Below are 14,671 nucleotides of genomic sequence, written 5' to 3' on the forward strand. Positions count from 1 at the left end.
ATCAGCTCCTGATAAGGCTGGTACCGGGGAAGCCTCCGAACGGTAGAGGATTATCTGGTCCATGACGTGCCTTACAGGCCGCCATCGTGCCGGGGCAGACATCCTGTGACGGGTCGTCTACTGGCTTATTGTTCTTATCAAAATACTTTGTACCGGCATAATCGCAGCCATCGCCGCTACGGTATTTGTTGCGGATACACCAGGTACAAACCGAATGATATTGCCGGGTGGGGATCATCATTCCCTGCAGGTCCATCGGACTTGAAAGGGTAAACTCTACCTCCGTATCGGTTTCGAGGCTTTTGGCATCAATAAAAAATAGCTGGCGCTTTTCCTGCGTCGGGTCCGCTGACGTGTTTCCCTCCGGGAAGTTTTGCGCATCCAGATACTGCTTTTGCGTCTCATGGATGGTGACTCGCGCCATCGCCATATCGTCGTAATGCAGACACAGCGCGGATATCGAACCATCGATGTTACCTACCCGCAGCGTCGGTTGTGCATCGCTGCCCGTAGTGGATGATTCGATACCGTCGAGATCGCACGGCCAGGCTTTATATTCGGTACCCTGCCACCAGATACTTTTGGCTGGCAATTTCGACTCATCACCACCGGCTGCAATAATTTCTGCTGCGGAATGAGGAATGTTATAGCCGTGAAAATATAGAACCTCGCCCATATTGAAAGAACGGCCATCAATTTCCAGAAGCTGAATTGAATCGCCTGGCTCAAGCTTCTGGTAATTTGCATTAATACTCATGGTTTAAATCCCTGAATAAAGGTTGCCGACAGGGAGTAGTTCCCCCCACCCATCGGAACAGGTTTATATTGCTCGCAGCGAAAAAGCCCCACATCTTCAAGTGGTGGGGTCCACTGAAAAGATTTCGTGCCGCCGTGACGATCCAGGAACTGTTTTATCGGTCGGATATAATCCTCGGTACCGACAAAACTCAGTTCCCATTCCTGTGACCGGGTATTTAATCCATCCCCTGATACCTGCGTATACCCGTCACCAAACTCCGCTTTTCGGATTCGGAATTTCACGGTTTGCGTAGGGTTGATTCGGGGACTCCAGGTAAATATCTCAATGGCCATTAACGTTGTCCTTTTACGGCGTTCCAGATAGCGCCACCCGGACGCATGTCTTTCGCCTGCAGCTCGCGGTATTTCTTCTCGACGAATGACCCAATTTGCTGACCAAATTCCTCAAACCCTGATGAACTATCAGTGGATGTTTTATCGCCGGAAATAGAGATCCAGACCTTTGGCCCTTCGGTGGCGCTGGCGTTCTGTCCGCCGCCGACCGCGCGTACCCCCAGCGAACCATCACCGGCACGCGTCAGCGGCATAATGGCCTCTGGCCCCGCCTCGGCAAATACGCCCGCACCTTTAGCAAAGGCGAAGAACTGCGGGGTATCGTGGACCTGGTTGCTGTAAGCGCTTAATGAAGGGGAATCGTAGACGCCACCTTTGGCGTTAAACTGGAAGTTACTGCCTGCGTTCTGAATTGCCGTCCCTGAGCCAGCGCCAGCTGCCCCACCTGCGATACTGGTCCCGATGCCGACCACGCCCATGATGGTTTGCATGACCGAACTAGTGATCAGCGCCTGAGCGGCCATATCAACCAGGTTTTTAATGACAGCCTGCGTCAGGGAGGAGAACAGGCCAACCATGTTTTCCTTGAAACTTTGGGTTCGTGTCAGCGTACTCGTTAAAAAGTTGGTTGAACGCTCATACGTCGTCTCAAATAACCCAACGGCCAGGCTCTGAAATTCACCCTGCGAGCGATACAGCTCCAGCGAGGTCTGATACTGTGCATCAGCTGATTCCTTTGACACTTTCTGCATCAGCATTTCGTACTGGTCTTTGCTGATCGCGCTGCCCTGATAGTACGCCTGCAGTAATGCCTGCCGTTGAGCTAACTGATTACTCAACGCGACCAGGGGATCTACGTCACCGGCGATATCCAGTTCAGGAGCGGCGATTTCATCGGCCTTCGCCTGCAAAAGCTCTTTCGCGGTTTCTCTGGCCAGCGTGATTCGGGCGGTCTGGTACTCTTTTTCCGTAAGCAGACGGGCTTTGAAAAGCCCGGAAAGGTCCCGGCTGACCTCCTGCTCCTTACGTAAGCTCTCCTGTGCGGGTGAATATTGCGCGGCCAGATCCAGTCGCTGCTTCTGATAGTTCTCCGCATTCATTAAGAGCGCGCGCTGCAGATCAGCATCACTGGCTCCGTTTTTCTGCGCCGCTTCCCTCAACTCCCTGTTGCTGTCCTGCTCCTGCAGGTTAATCCTGGCCAGGCTGGAGGCATGGGCTTCTTCAATTTGTTGCCGAAGCGTTTTGAACTGGTCGAGCCTGGCTTTATCACCCTTCCCTTTCCCGGTACCACCCTCACCGGTCCAGGGATTTCCGTCGCCGGTCTCTTTGCCGGGCTTATTCAGCGCGCCTTTCAGATCGTCAGTCAGCGACGTTATTTTCCCGGATAGTCCAAGCTGAGCCAGTGTTTTTGCGTCACTGACGCGCTTGATATTTTCCTCTGTTTTGCGCAATCCCTCGTTAACGCTATCGAGGTCCGCACGCGCCCGCGTCTGGTCCTTTGTCACCCCTTCCAGCTGGCCAAAGGGGTCAAATCCTTTGAGGCCATCGAGGCGGCTGTCGGCATCCTGAATCTCTTTTATCAACTGGTTCCGCTGAACAACCTGATTTTCATACTGATCATTCAGGTCGAACTGCTTCACATTTAACTGATTAAGAGAGAGGCGCATCAGCGCTTCACTGGTTTCGACTACGGCGTCTTTTAAATTAATGGCCGATTGTCGGGCTTCCTTTGCCTGTTGATGGAAATACAGTAAAGCCGAGCCAGCCAGAGTCGCTGCACCAAATGGACCACCAACAAACGCCAGAGCGCCCCGAGCCAGACCTACAGCAACAGAAGCCGCACGGGCAGATATCGACACCTGCCGGTTAGCCGCCGCCAGCTTCAACTTCGCCTGGCTGGCCAGACTGGTTTGTTCAGTTTCCTGTCGGATAAGCCGGGTAAACTCGTCCTGGTAACTGATATTCATCCCGTACTGTTTAGCCGTCTGCTCCATCTGCCGGTAGTGACCAAACTCGGCATCGTTTTGCTTCAGGATGGCGGCTGTCGAATCCAGCGTTTTACGGGCAATATCCGCATCGGCAAGCGCTCTCGCTTTTACCGCCGCCTGGCTTTCCCGCCAGGCACTGATATTTTCCCGAAGCCCTGCGGTTAGTTTCGTGGACAGAACCGGGATCAGGCTGTAAAGCGCAATACTGGAGACGGTATTGAAGTTATTCGCCAGGCCGTTTAGCGCCTCTGTCGCTGCCTGAATCCCGCTGCGAAGAGGACCGTTGCTGCTCTGGCCAATCTTGATGACCATCCCTTCAAACGCACTGCTCAATCCCAGCAGATCGCCGTTCAGGTTATTGACCCTGATTGACGCCTGCTCATGCGCCGTTTTTGTGCCGGTCAACGAAGCGGTCAGCTCATCAACCTTTGAGCGATTCTGGACGAGAATGGAAGCCGCACTCAGGTTTTCCACGCCAAACAGCTTCACCGCCTGGGCCGTTGAAAGGTTCTTGCCTGCCAGCGTATTGAGCGCCTGGCTCAGTCCGACAACGGAGGGTTTGAGGCTTTTATCTGTCCCCTTTTCCAGATTCAGGATGACGTTACGCAGCGCCGTTCCCGCTTCTCCGCCCTTCACTTCATGCTCGGCCAGAACCTGAATGGCCGCATTCAGTTGCTCAAAACCGACACCAGCCTGCGCAGCGGCGACACCGCCGTTTTTAATCGCCGCTGCCGTATCCGTAATTTCGGATGAGCCATACTTCGCGCCAGCGGCCAGAACGTTGATATAACGATCGGCCTCCTGCGCGCTCGCACCATACTGGTTTAACGACAGCGCCAGCGTTTTCGTCGCATCCGGGAGCGTCGTTCCGGCGGCCTGCGCCAGGATGAGGGCACTGTTAGTCGCCTGCTGCAGGCCATCTGCAGTTTTTAACAACTCCGGTTTAGCCGACGCCATCAGCTTGAGCGCCTCAGCCGCCTGGCTGGCGCTGTATTCTGTCGTGCGCCCCATTTCCTGCGCGGCCAGGTCCAGCGCTTTCATTTCACCGGCGGTCGCACCGGTGATCGCCTGCAGGTCTGATAATGCCTGTCCGTACTGCCTGGACGTTGTGATGATCGTGCTGACAGAGAGGCCAGCCCCAGCCAGCCCCGCCAGCCTGCTGGCCATCCCGGATATCGACAGGCCAACCTTCTTATAGGCGTCCTCCGTCTTTTTCACGTCCGCCTGGGCATTGCGGTTAAACCGTTTTGACTGGTTCTCCGCATCGCCATATGCGCCCAGAAGCTGGGTTTTAAAACTGGCTGCGTTAAGGTGCAACCCGACCGCTAAAGATGCGACGTCTGCCATTACATTAATGCCCTCATGACTGCCGCGCATTCATCATTAATCGTCGTCCGGGATGGCGCAGGTGTTGTTTCGGGAGGAGGCGCATTTTCATCGCCAGGACGGCGGAAAATACCTTGTTTCAGGAAGAAGGCGCGCCAGTGGTACAGGGTGTTTGCCGGAAGTGCAGCAATTCTGGATGGGTCAGGCTCGCCCCAGCGGTCGGCCAGCCAGAAAATCAGCTCCAGCCAGGGCGAGTCATTTAGTTTTTTTCCGCTTCCTCCAGCTTGCCGATCGCGTGTAGCTTCACTTTGTCCACTGCGGCCAGCAGTTCTGGGTTTTCATGGGCCTTCAGCAGCTCGGCGGCCGTGGGTTTAAATTCATCGGGAATAGCCGTTCCATCCGGCTGAACCAGTGCATCGATGACGATCTGGATTAATCGCTCCGATGCCTCACGCGGTTCGCCAGATTTTGCTGTTTCAGCCAGTGTTTCTTCGTAGCTGATGAGATAATCCCCGGTCAGGCGGCGGATATAGACCGTTGCGCCGAACAACTCTGTTTTCACTACCGTCGGGACTGATTTAAGCAGCGCGGATTTAAGCGCGGACAGGTCATAATTTTTATCTTTCACGGGTCGTCCTTAAAAATAAAAAGCCACCCGGAGGTGGCTGTCTGTTATGGATATAAATGCTGCTTATTCGCCGCCAGCTGCAACGGTTCCCCAGGTGATTTTGTTCTGTTTTCCCTGGACGGTGATCTGAATGACCTCGCTCGCCGGTGCAGCGATTTCGCTCATCTGCCAGCCAGACAGCGCCAGCAGCATTGTCGCGGTACGCTTGTTCGGCAGCTCAACATAAAGCTGAATAGTCCTGCGGGCTTCGGCAGCATTAAGCAGCGCGGCAAAGTCGGTATTGCCCGGATCGTCGATAAATCCTAAAGATTTCTCCGGGCCATCCGGCAGATCGCTGATGGATTGTTTTTGCGTGTCGAGGAGTGTGGTGCAGTCGACAAAACCGCCGGTCTGCCCCATAGCCCCCAGCGCTTTACAGTTAACCAAAGGTTTCAGCGCTGCGGCTGCCGCGCCGGGGTCCCCGTATTTCACAATGGTGCCAGCCGGCAGCATTGCATATTCCGGCGATGTTTTATTATCAGGCATGATGTCTCTCTTTTATTTATCGGTAGCGGTCGCTACCTGTTTTGAATACCGTTTCGAATTTCCACGGTCAGGACGCGCAAAACTGTCTGGACGTTGTAATCCAGAGCGGGTCGAATAAAGGGGTCTGCAACCTGTTTAACCGTGCCGAACTCCTGCGCCAGCGCCTTCATATAGTGTTGCTTGCTGGGGCCAACACGGAGCGTTACAACCGCGATCCCTTTGGCCTTTCGGGCAGAAGAGCGGATTTTGATTGAATCCCGCATGTGCTGCCCGGTCGACGTTTCGTCAAAGCCCGCATGCTGCCGCATGTCCTCTTCAACAACCTTCAGCGCCTCCCGGCCAGCGTCACGCAAAATCTTCGTGCCGACTTTTTCTCCCAGGGCTATCAGCTGGCGCTCCAGCTCATCCAGCCCTTTCACTTCCATTCGTATCACGACGTATCCTCCGCGTAGTGAATGATGAAATCGCGGATCAGGCGGTACTGGCTGCGGCGGTTCGTCAACGTCGTTTTGTCCTGCCGGATGCCGCTGCGTTCAATGAACTGAACCGGGATATTTTCCAGCTGGCCGTGGACGATTTTTTTCCATTCAGACCAGATTTTTTTGTCCAGATGCAGGAGGTCGGTGTAGTCGTCAATCCGGTAAATCGTCACCTGAAATCGTGCTGAAATGAGTCCGGTTCGCAGTGTTCCCGCGTACATCTCCGGGTCTGAAATTCGTTGAAACGTAACTCCTTCCTGCTCGTTATCCGGCAACAGCAGCGGGTAAGCATTCAGGCCGGTGATACGCTCCAGCGCAGTTTTAATCGCCAGTTCTATCATGCCGCCCGTCCGCCTCCCCCGTAATGATGATCTGGTCCGTTTTGCGGTCGATATTCCGGACGGTGTAAACCAGATCTTTCGTCGTGATTTTCCAGTCCAAATCGACCAGAACTCCCGGATAAACCGTAAATAACCGGGTTTCCACCACCTGCTCCTGATCCTTCGTTCGAACTTTTCGCCCTGATACCAGTTCAGCTTTCGCCCAGGCTTTTCCCACCTCGACCAGCGTTTCCGGTAGCGGTTCACCCAGCGGTCCTCGTCCGGACTGGATATAGCCGATAGCGATACGACAGTTCATTTCTCCCGGTTTCAGGCTCATACGGTATGCTCCTGAACAGGGAAAAGGAGATATTTCACAGCCGTAGTTTCCAGCCATTGCCCGGTATGGCCATTCAGATATGCATCACTGACCAGATACTGGATGGCCAGCTTGATATCTTCATCAGCAATGAATCCGCGTACCGTCTCCGGGAGCGCCTGCAGCTCTTCATCACTGGTGACCAACTTGCAGTAATAATCACGCTCGATGCTCCGCTGTGCGGCATTAACCATCTGCGTGAGCATGGCGTCATGCTCCGTGAAATCCAGCTCCAGGCGAAGCTGGGTTTTCACTTCAACCAATGTCAGTATCAAAGTCGTTATCTCCCGGTTTCGGTGCCATCGCGCGTTCGGCATCTTTCGGCCACACAGCGATATGACGCTCAACCAACTCTTCCGCATGCTGGAGATCAAAACATGCGATATCACCACGGGAATAGCGGCTATATGGGCCAAGGAACACAATGGCTTTACGTTCTGCCTGTGCGACCGTGGTCGCATGGCTTTCATCTGCAGCCGTTTCTTCCTGATCTACGGGCTTATCTTTCTTCACAGCCATAGCATTCTCCTTAAATAGAAAAGCCCGCGTGTGCGGGCCTTATTGATGTATACGGGGATTAGAACAGGACGCCGGTACCCAGCACTAACCCTTCCGGGTGGCGGAAACCGATATCGTGTTCAACAACAACGCGAATCAGAGACTGGTTACGGGCAAAGGCGGATACCAGATTACCTTCGGCATCTTTGTAAGTGGCCTCTTTGGAGAAATCGACCTTCATGGAGCCATCCTCAGCGATGACAACATCGTTGAAGTCGGCAAAGTAAATTTCCGATTCTTTGCCACTTTCGCCCAGGTTAACCGGGATCGCGCTGGTACGCTGGATCGGATAGCCTTTCAGCATGCCCAGCGCCATTTCCGGGTAGACTTTATTCCCGTTGCCGTCACGCAGGCCAAACAGCTTCATATAGGTGCGGTTAGACATACCCCAACCGCACTTAATCATGAGGCTGTTGCCATCCATCGCCATCAAAATAACCTTATCCAGGTATTCATCAACCGTTGTAAGGTTGATCTCTGCAGCGGCTTCCCACGGCAGCAGGCGATTCCACTGCGTCGCGCGTGCCTTCATACCAACCGGCGTATCTTCGGTACCGTCATCACGCATAAACGCTTTATCTTCGCGCACGGAGATAGCGGTCAGAATGTCCTGCAGGACCAGCTGCTCAACGTTAAAACCGGCACGACCAATCAGCTGGTTCGAAATCGGTACCAGCGCGATCATGGTTTTTGCAGCCAGTTTTACGTCGTTGAATTTTGATTCAGACGCTTTCGCATCTTTCCCTTCACCGGTGTAGCTGGCTGTTGCACCGCCAGCTGAGCGTGGCAACGACAGATTACCGTTAGGCAGTGGGATAGAACGGGCGCCCAGCTTACGGACAATGGTGCGATCACTCAGCAGCTCAATGACCTCGTTTTGCATGTTCTCCGGGATAAGTGCGCCGCCAGAACCCGCCGCAGTTGAGATGGCCATCGATACGGACTGGTCATTCAATTCTTCAGCGGCAAACGCAGCCGCATCACGCAGATCGCCCTTCGCCGCTGCAATAGACATCACCATGCGGGTCATCCCGGCACCGGTGTATTGCTTCGGCTCTGATTTGACGATAACTGCCGGGCCATGCTGGGTCGCTTTTACCGGCTTCGCGACGACCGCGGCTGCACGTTCTGCCGCTTCCATGCGCTCCATTTTGGCGCTGATGTCGGTGAACTGCTGCTGCAGGCCGGAAAATTCTGTCAACTGCTCTGCCGTCAGCGTACCGCCGTTCGCTTCAATGGTTGCCAGGGCCTGAACTTGTTCATTGATACCCGCACGCTGACGACGCAATTCTTCAATCTGTGGCATTGTTTTTCTCTCTTTTTTAGACATAAAAAAAGCAACCCAAAGGCTACTTTCTGGTAGTGACGCGTTTGCGTCGGGTTACATTTGGGTTTGCAGGTCCATCGCTGCCGCCTGCAGCTTGATAGAACTGGCTTTCTGAGGCGCTTTGTACTTCGCCGCAATAGCATTGATCGCCGACTGAGGGTCTGAGATTTCATCCGCCAGACCTGCTGAAACGGCACCAGGGCCAAAATACAGCCCCGCTTGCGTTTCGATTACAGCCTGCTGGCCAAGGCCGCGATATTCCGCAACCGACCCCGTAAACGTCTCGTACATTTCATCGATCATCCCCTGGAACATACCCAGCGCCTCTTCACTCAGCGGCTCATGCTGGGTACCGTTATTTTTGTTATCCCCCCTGAAGATCGTGGTAAACGTCAGCCCCATTTTTTCTTCCAGCTTCGACGTATCCAGGTGCTCCATAATCACGCCGATAGAACCTACGCCACTGGTCTGGCTGACGATGATTTTGCTGCAGGCCGACGCGATGAAATACGCGGCTGAATAAGCGCTGTAGTTCACTATCGCCGTGATGGGCTTCGTCTCGCGAGACTGATAGATATAATCGGCCAGCTCTTTACAGCCCACCGCCGCGCCGCCTCCGGAATTAATATCCAACACGATTTCGCTGATTGATGGATCGTTTAATGCCGCGTTCAACTGGCTGCGTATCCGCTCATAGCTGGTTAGCTCTGTGCAGGCCTGCGTAATTTGCCCACGACGTGCTACCAACAATCCGTGGACAGGAATAACGGCCACGCCACCGGCTGGCTGTACCTGCTCCGATGCCGGTGCTTTATCCGGGTCCAGAGCTAACTGGATGCCGGTGTTCTCAATCGTTCCCTGGATACGCGGGATTAATACCGCCTTTACAGAGTCCATCGTTTGTCGTGACACGTAATGCGGCACGCCAAAGACCATCTCCGCAAGATGCGGAAGGTTAATGTGTTTTGTTGTCATGGTTTTTACCGGGTAAGCCCGCGTTGCGCGGTGGTATTCAGGATCGGGACAGGATGGTGTTGATTTCTGACATCTGCTGCGCGGTCGGCTTTTTATCGCCAGGGATGATTTGTGCGCTGTCGACCATATTCAGTGGCGTCAGATATTTTTCACCTCCGGCTATCGGCGGCAGGTTCTCCATGCGCCGGATATCGTTAACCGATAACCAGCCCCACTGGCGTCCCAGCGCATAGGACTCATAGCGTGACTTCTGGTCGCCACGCAGTAAGCCGGAAACGTTGAATTCGATATACAAGTCACGGCGCTCGCTGGGCAGGAGCAGGTCACGCTGCAGCGCGCCTTCATGCCGCTTCAACCAGGCCAGGAGCGTATACATCACGAACTGCAGGCCCTGGTGCTCGATGTTGTTGTTGGTCGCTTTCGCCAGCATTTGCACCATATGTGGCGGGATTTTGTAGAGACGGCAAACCTCCTCTACGCCCCACTGGCGCGACTGTAGCAACTGGGCTTTCTCGTTATCCTGCGACATCTGCTTATAGCTCATCCCCTCCTGCAACAGCGCCACAGAAAAAGCATTACGCACACCGGAATAACGATCAGTCCATTTAGCCAGAAGCTGGTCAATCTTCTCCTGACTCTTGATGGGCGTGGCTTCTTTTGGTCGCTCGATAACGCCACTCATCGTTGTACCGCGTCGGAATGTCGCCGATGCATGTTCTTCAACGGCCAGATTCAACCCGAGCACGTCGGCGTTCGTCTGAATAGGCGAGCTACCGATATAACCATCCAGCGAAAAGACTTTCACATGGTGCATCATGCGCATTGGCAGGGTTTCGCCGATTTCCGGGATTTCATAATATGGCATCCCGTCCGGCCCCTTCAGGACAATCACCTTTTTCGGGCTAATCGGGATCAGCTCTTTCGGGTAGCCTTTTCCATCGCGATCGATGATCGAGTAGCAATTCCCCTCCAGCCCCAACAACCCCTGCTGCTGCTCAAAGTACTCGAATGAGGTGTCTTTTTTGTTGGGCTGGGAGTGAATCAGATCATAAATCGGGTGGTCTGTCGCACGCTGACGACCTCCATTTTTATCTCGCCGGTAGAGTTCGACCGGCAGCTGCGCGACGGACTCTGCCAGGAGGGTTACACACGCACGAACAGCAGAAAGCGCAAGCGCCGTTTCTGATGTAATCATGATCCCCGCTTTACTCTGGCTTGAACTGACGCCGCCCAGCATCGCTTCCCAAAAACCGTCCCCTGACACAGACCGCTTTTGACCTCTAAACATCTGGGGAATAAACATCATCTCCCCCATTTTTAGCGCTGACAACCGCCGTTCTGGCGATTAAAAACGACCAGACCATGCAAATAATGCCACCGGTTATCAGTCCCGCTGCGGGACAAAGCAGCCAGGCACCAGCAGACATCAATACAGCCCCAGCGAGGCCGATAATGAAACTCAGAATTGTGATTAACACGCTATGTCTTCCTCATCGTAGACAGATTTGATGACTGCGCTATTCAGCATGGCGCGCCCTATCCCCATCATTAAACCAACCGCACCATCAATCTTGTTTTGTTTCCCCTCTTTTGTTGGGCGAACAATATCGTCACTGCCCGGCAAATAGCGGCCTACAACGTTCTGAATACACCAGTTCATGATGGGATTTCCGTCATGGTGGAATCGACCCGATGCCAGTGCAGCTTCAATCTCTCGCATGGGATCGCTCATATGGGTGAAGTTCTGCCTGATTTCGACGGGCTCCAGCCCCTCTTCTTCGAGCAGATGGCGCAGAGATGTAGCGCCATATGGATCTATAGGGCACTGGGCGATTTTCACGTTCTGACGTAACTGCAGAATGGACTCAAAAATCAGCCGGTAATCAACCTCGGCGCCCTCAGAAGGAATTAAAACGCCCTGACCTACAAATGACTGATAACGCTCAGAGGTGTGTTTAAGCTTAGGGTCGACAGAATAAATCGTGTCTTCAGGCACCCAGAACATAGGCCCGACGCAATAGAAATGAGTAATCCCGTCAACATCCCGACGGAAAACAGGTATAACGGCGTTGAGATCGACCTTTGACGCGAGGTCTATCCCCAGCCAACATTCCTCACCGGCAAAATCAGACAATTTGAGACTTTTGTCAGCGGCAGCCATCCATTTCTGTAAATCGTAAAAAACCGTTTTTGCACTAACCCAGCGGTTAAAATGTTTGGTCAGGATCTTATTTGTCTGACTGGGATTCGATATTGCCAGTAATTGTTTTGCGCGCAGGAAATGTTCTTTTATTGAAATACCATAGTTGGGATTCGCCTTAATAAGCGCCTCTGGCTGAGTCCAGTCGTCATCATCATCAAGTCCATAAATGATGCCGAAAATCCCCTCGTTCTCTTCGCCGTTCCGGGTTTTGCGCAGGATCTCCACGACCTGCTCACGCTTCTCATAGCATGGGGAGGTAATGTCATAGCCGGCAGTAGTGATGATCAGGGTGATGGGTTGTTCACGAGCCCCCATGCCTGTTGTCATCGTGGTATAGAGCGCATCTGTAATATGTTCATGGTATTCATCGATAATGGCGCACGATGGTGAATCGCCATCACCAGGATCACCAATCACTGGTGCGAAAACAGCCCCGTCCGGGCGGGTCATTTTTTTTGCCCAGGGCTTTATAGAGAATTTTTGACGCAACGCGGGAAGTTTTTTCACCATCAATAATGCTGGCGCAAACACTTTCCAGGCCTGCTTTTCGGTCGTGGCGCCACAGTAGACCTCTGCGCCGTGCTCACCATCAGCACAGAACATATAGTTGCCAACGGCAGCAGCAATCGCCGATTTGCCGTTTTTTCTCGGAACCTCGATATAGATCTCAGTGAACCGACGCCGGCCATTTTTCTTATTCACCCAGCCAAAAGGGACACCCAGGGCAAACTTTTGCCAGGGTTCAAACTCTATTCTTTGTTTTCGGCGGGCCCACTCCCCGGCGGTGTGAGGCATTTTCTGGGAGAAGCGAAGAAATCGCTCCGCTTTATTTTTATCGAACCGGTAAGGCCAGTTAGGATCCTTCGCACGCTCCAGGTCATCAAGGTGCCGCTGACAGGCAAGAATGGTTAACTGACACGCCATAATCTTCCCGCCAACTATATCCCTCGCATACTGGTTCGCCGCATTGACGTTCGGATATGTGGCCATCAGTCAAACTCATCAAATTCATTCCCGTCATCGTCCGGATCATTTCTGCCACTGGTCATTCGGATACGACTGAGCGGGTCTAACCCCAGGAGCGAGCCCAGACGGGCAATCTGGGAAACAGAGTCATTTCTGACGTTTACGGCAGGATGTTTTTTTAATCCTCCCGCTTCACTTTCAGTTGTCAGCCCCACAGCCAGTAGCTTTTCGGCTTCGAGCATCAGATGAAAGGCATTACAGTAGGCCAGGAGCAGAGGGGCATCCTCAAGTTCAAAGACTCCTCTTTCGATTAGAATTTTGCTTTGGGTTTTCCATATTCTTACAGCCGCCTCCCCCATTAACTCAGCCGGAGGGGCGATGCGGGTCAGCTTGCTTTTTTGCCCGGCGGGTAAAACTGGTTTTCTCCCCCCTCCAGACGATCGAATTCCACCAGCCATAACTCCTCTTTTGATAGGTGAAGTCTGCCGGAAAAAAGATCTTTATTTCTGGCGTGTAAAAATGTCCTTCAAGCGGCAGTCCTGAAACGCGAAAGGGGTTGGGGATTTGATCCCCCCTACCCCTGCTGGTGCCAGCCTCAGCCGAGGTGTAAGTCGTTATTCTGGCTTCGCACCATCAGCCTGCAACACGCTTTCAGGGATATGGGTTTCCAACGGCGCGTTCTCGAACACCTTCAGACCATTGAAACCAATCCAAGTGGAATTATTATTCATACCGCCTGCAATGAAATCGGCTACGTCAGTCAGCAGATCACTAACCACAGCCTCAGTGTTCTGACGCCAGTAGTTTTCGATAGCTACCAGTAACGGATCAGAGCCGTTCTTCGTCATCTGCTCACCTACTGAATAGGTCTTCTTCCTGGCTTTGTCAGTAACGCAAAGCAGTTGACTGGTTTGTACGGGTACCGATTCAGAATTATTCACCTGCAGCATGATAGCGGCGATTTTGTTCCCGTCATTGTCGGTGCTCGACGCGTAGAACATAGAGATGGTCAGGTCGTTACGGTTAAACATTATTAACTCCGTTGGCGGTTACGGCGGCGACGGCCATGAGAATTTCGTTGTGACTCTGAAGGGAGGAGTTCACCTTCTTTTGGTGGCTCCCCACTTCCTGAAGCGACTGCTTCTGTTTGCGGTTGTGGGTCCGGTTGAGTGGATGGCTCTTTTACCTCAGTACCGCCCATCTCAATATTCAACTGCGGTGAGGTCTTGAGCGTATGGTTGAAAAAAATCCCTGTAACATCAGTATTCATAAAAGAAAATCCGTTGCGCTCCAGGGCCACTAATTTCCCGTCTACGTATTCAATTTTCAGATTCAGGTTGCTCATCGAGTTCTCTCTGTTGCTGTTTTCTTTCTGTGACACGGCCAGCACAACGCCTCCAAATTGGAGTCGTCATCGGTACCGCCATGGGCTTTTGGTATGATGTGGTCGACACTGGCTGCTTTCGTTGCGATGCCTTGGCGCCGACAATTCTGGCAAAGGAATTTGTCTCGCTGGAATATTCGAGGGCGAATAAGCTCCCAGAGGCGACCATAACCGCGTTCCTGCCGGCTCTTTCCCGGTTGGTAGTTTCGCCAGCCTTCACTTGCATGTTCCTGCTGGTGGACTTTACAGTAGCCGCTGGCATCGTTCGTAATAGCAGCACATCCTTTATGGCGGCAAGGGCGTTTAGCACGTGGTGGCATGAGCCCTCTCTTATCCTCGGTAACGGACATTCATGATTTATCGTGAGCAGGGATGGTTATTGCAGGTAGCTAAGCACAGCTGTATTGAGCGACTACTGTTTAAACATCAGGGTGTTACTGTGAAACCTCAGCATGTAAGGTTACCGCTCAGCCCGTCCGTGGTGGGACACGGACGAACACACTAATGGTGGAGTAATGGCT

General features: G+C 53.1%; 19 protein-coding genes. All 19 read right to left on the minus strand.

Annotated features, from left to right (window positions below):
• Position 1: 1 nt before the first annotated feature.
• Positions 2 to 757, minus strand: coding sequence for a phage minor tail protein L (locus ACMYSK_RS09010; RefSeq protein WP_434642051.1), 756 nt, complete (start codon positions 755 to 757; stop codon positions 2 to 4).
• A complete protein-coding gene (locus tag ACMYSK_RS09015; RefSeq protein WP_434642053.1) occupies positions 754 to 1,092 on the minus strand; it encodes a phage tail protein in 339 nt (112 codons plus the stop codon). The genes ACMYSK_RS09010 and ACMYSK_RS09015 overlap by 4 nt, the downstream gene beginning before the upstream one ends.
• A complete protein-coding gene (locus tag ACMYSK_RS09020) occupies positions 1,092 to 4,427 on the minus strand; it encodes a phage tail tape measure protein (protein WP_434642055.1) in 3,336 nt (1,111 codons plus the stop codon). Before ACMYSK_RS09020 ends, ACMYSK_RS09015 begins: the two co-directional genes overlap by 1 nt.
• Positions 4,428 to 4,665: 238 nt before the next feature.
• Positions 4,666 to 5,034 (minus strand): phage tail protein, encoded by a 369-nt coding sequence (locus tag ACMYSK_RS09025; RefSeq protein ID WP_434642058.1) that lies wholly within the window; start codon positions 5,032 to 5,034, stop codon positions 4,666 to 4,668.
• A 63-nt stretch (positions 5,035 to 5,097) separates the two neighbouring features.
• On the minus strand, positions 5,098 to 5,559 hold the full coding sequence (locus ACMYSK_RS09030) for a phage tail protein (protein WP_434642061.1): 462 nt from the start codon (positions 5,557 to 5,559) through the stop codon (positions 5,098 to 5,100).
• Positions 5,560 to 5,591: 32 nt separating this feature from the next.
• Positions 5,592 to 5,984 (minus strand): HK97-gp10 family putative phage morphogenesis protein, encoded by a 393-nt coding sequence (locus ACMYSK_RS09035; protein WP_434643996.1) that lies wholly within the window; start codon positions 5,982 to 5,984, stop codon positions 5,592 to 5,594.
• Between the two features lie 5 nt (positions 5,985 to 5,989).
• Positions 5,990 to 6,379: a hypothetical protein gene (locus ACMYSK_RS09040; RefSeq protein ID WP_434642064.1), complete on the minus strand. Its 390-nt coding sequence runs from the start codon at positions 6,377 to 6,379 to the stop codon at positions 5,990 to 5,992.
• Positions 6,360 to 6,698 (minus strand): phage head completion protein, encoded by a 339-nt coding sequence (locus ACMYSK_RS09045; RefSeq protein WP_434642066.1) that lies wholly within the window; start codon positions 6,696 to 6,698, stop codon positions 6,360 to 6,362. The genes ACMYSK_RS09040 and ACMYSK_RS09045 overlap by 20 nt, the downstream gene beginning before the upstream one ends.
• The gene (locus ACMYSK_RS09050; protein ID WP_434642069.1) at positions 6,695 to 7,012 is read right to left on the minus strand and encodes a head-tail connector protein; all 318 of its coding nucleotides are present in this window, start codon (positions 7,010 to 7,012) and stop codon (positions 6,695 to 6,697) included. Before ACMYSK_RS09050 ends, ACMYSK_RS09045 begins: the two co-directional genes overlap by 4 nt.
• Positions 6,993 to 7,256, minus strand: coding sequence for a hypothetical protein (locus ACMYSK_RS09055; RefSeq protein WP_434642072.1), 264 nt, complete (start codon positions 7,254 to 7,256; stop codon positions 6,993 to 6,995). The genes ACMYSK_RS09050 and ACMYSK_RS09055 overlap by 20 nt, the downstream gene beginning before the upstream one ends.
• 58 nt (positions 7,257 to 7,314) lie before the next feature.
• The gene (locus ACMYSK_RS09060) at positions 7,315 to 8,601 is read right to left on the minus strand and encodes a phage major capsid protein (RefSeq protein WP_434642075.1); all 1,287 of its coding nucleotides are present in this window, start codon (positions 8,599 to 8,601) and stop codon (positions 7,315 to 7,317) included.
• Positions 8,602 to 8,676: 75 nt separating this feature from the next.
• Positions 8,677 to 9,597 (minus strand): S49 family peptidase, encoded by a 921-nt coding sequence (locus tag ACMYSK_RS09065; protein ID WP_434642078.1) that lies wholly within the window; start codon positions 9,595 to 9,597, stop codon positions 8,677 to 8,679.
• A gap of 37 nt (positions 9,598 to 9,634) precedes the next feature.
• Positions 9,635 to 10,900, minus strand: coding sequence for a phage portal protein (locus tag ACMYSK_RS09070; protein ID WP_434643998.1), 1,266 nt, complete (start codon positions 10,898 to 10,900; stop codon positions 9,635 to 9,637).
• Positions 10,878 to 11,075 (minus strand): hypothetical protein, encoded by a 198-nt coding sequence (locus ACMYSK_RS09075; protein WP_434642080.1) that lies wholly within the window; start codon positions 11,073 to 11,075, stop codon positions 10,878 to 10,880. The genes ACMYSK_RS09070 and ACMYSK_RS09075 overlap by 23 nt, the downstream gene beginning before the upstream one ends.
• A complete protein-coding gene (locus tag ACMYSK_RS09080; RefSeq protein ID WP_434642083.1) occupies positions 11,069 to 12,790 on the minus strand; it encodes a terminase large subunit in 1,722 nt (573 codons plus the stop codon). Before ACMYSK_RS09080 ends, ACMYSK_RS09075 begins: the two co-directional genes overlap by 7 nt.
• On the minus strand, positions 12,790 to 13,224 hold the full coding sequence (locus ACMYSK_RS09085) for a phage terminase small subunit P27 family (protein ID WP_434642086.1): 435 nt from the start codon (positions 13,222 to 13,224) through the stop codon (positions 12,790 to 12,792). Before ACMYSK_RS09085 ends, ACMYSK_RS09080 begins: the two co-directional genes overlap by 1 nt.
• A gap of 156 nt (positions 13,225 to 13,380) precedes the next feature.
• Complete coding sequence (locus ACMYSK_RS09090) at positions 13,381 to 13,800, minus strand: hypothetical protein (RefSeq protein ID WP_434644001.1); 420 nt, start codon at positions 13,798 to 13,800, stop codon at positions 13,381 to 13,383.
• On the minus strand, positions 13,800 to 14,111 hold the full coding sequence (locus ACMYSK_RS09095) for a hypothetical protein (protein WP_434642088.1): 312 nt from the start codon (positions 14,109 to 14,111) through the stop codon (positions 13,800 to 13,802). The genes ACMYSK_RS09090 and ACMYSK_RS09095 overlap by 1 nt, the downstream gene beginning before the upstream one ends.
• Positions 14,108 to 14,470, minus strand: coding sequence for an HNH endonuclease (locus ACMYSK_RS09100; RefSeq protein WP_434642091.1), 363 nt, complete (start codon positions 14,468 to 14,470; stop codon positions 14,108 to 14,110). The genes ACMYSK_RS09095 and ACMYSK_RS09100 overlap by 4 nt, the downstream gene beginning before the upstream one ends.
• Positions 14,471 to 14,671 lie beyond the last annotated feature (201 nt).

It is taken from the genome of Klebsiella sp. I138, from assembly GCF_051131765.1.
Lineage (GTDB): Bacteria > Pseudomonadota > Gammaproteobacteria > Enterobacterales > Enterobacteriaceae > Klebsiella.

Coding starts and splice junctions, on each gene's coding strand:
- ACMYSK_RS09035 (WP_434643996.1), bottom strand. CDS start 5,984: ATGGAAGTGAAAGGGCTGGATGAGCTGGAGCGCCAGCTGATAGCCCTG.
- ACMYSK_RS09060 (WP_434642075.1), bottom strand. CDS start 8,601: ATGCCACAGATTGAAGAATTGCGTCGTCAGCGTGCGGGTATCAATGAA.
- ACMYSK_RS09070 (WP_434643998.1), bottom strand. CDS start 10,900: ATGTTTATTCCCCAGATGTTTAGAGGTCAAAAGCGGTCTGTGTCAGGG.
- ACMYSK_RS09040 (WP_434642064.1), bottom strand. CDS start 6,379: ATGATAGAACTGGCGATTAAAACTGCGCTGGAGCGTATCACCGGCCTG.
- ACMYSK_RS09085 (WP_434642086.1), bottom strand. CDS start 13,224: ATGGCTGGTGGAATTCGATCGTCTGGAGGGGGGAGAAAACCAGTTTTA.
- ACMYSK_RS09065 (WP_434642078.1), bottom strand. CDS start 9,597: ATGACAACAAAACACATTAACCTTCCGCATCTTGCGGAGATGGTCTTT.
- ACMYSK_RS09095 (WP_434642088.1), bottom strand. CDS start 14,111: ATGAGCAACCTGAATCTGAAAATTGAATACGTAGACGGGAAATTAGTG.
- ACMYSK_RS09055 (WP_434642072.1), bottom strand. CDS start 7,256: ATGGCTGTGAAGAAAGATAAGCCCGTAGATCAGGAAGAAACGGCTGCA.
- ACMYSK_RS09100 (WP_434642091.1), bottom strand. CDS start 14,470: ATGCCACCACGTGCTAAACGCCCTTGCCGCCATAAAGGATGTGCTGCT.
- ACMYSK_RS09030 (WP_434642061.1), bottom strand. CDS start 5,559: ATGCCTGATAATAAAACATCGCCGGAATATGCAATGCTGCCGGCTGGC.
- ACMYSK_RS09020 (WP_434642055.1), bottom strand. CDS start 4,427: ATGGCAGACGTCGCATCTTTAGCGGTCGGGTTGCACCTTAACGCAGCC.
- ACMYSK_RS09080 (WP_434642083.1), bottom strand. CDS start 12,790: ATGGCCACATATCCGAACGTCAATGCGGCGAACCAGTATGCGAGGGAT.
- ACMYSK_RS09015 (WP_434642053.1), bottom strand. CDS start 1,092: ATGGCCATTGAGATATTTACCTGGAGTCCCCGAATCAACCCTACGCAA.
- ACMYSK_RS09045 (WP_434642066.1), bottom strand. CDS start 6,698: ATGAGCCTGAAACCGGGAGAAATGAACTGTCGTATCGCTATCGGCTAT.
- ACMYSK_RS09010 (WP_434642051.1), bottom strand. CDS start 757: ATGAGTATTAATGCAAATTACCAGAAGCTTGAGCCAGGCGATTCAATT.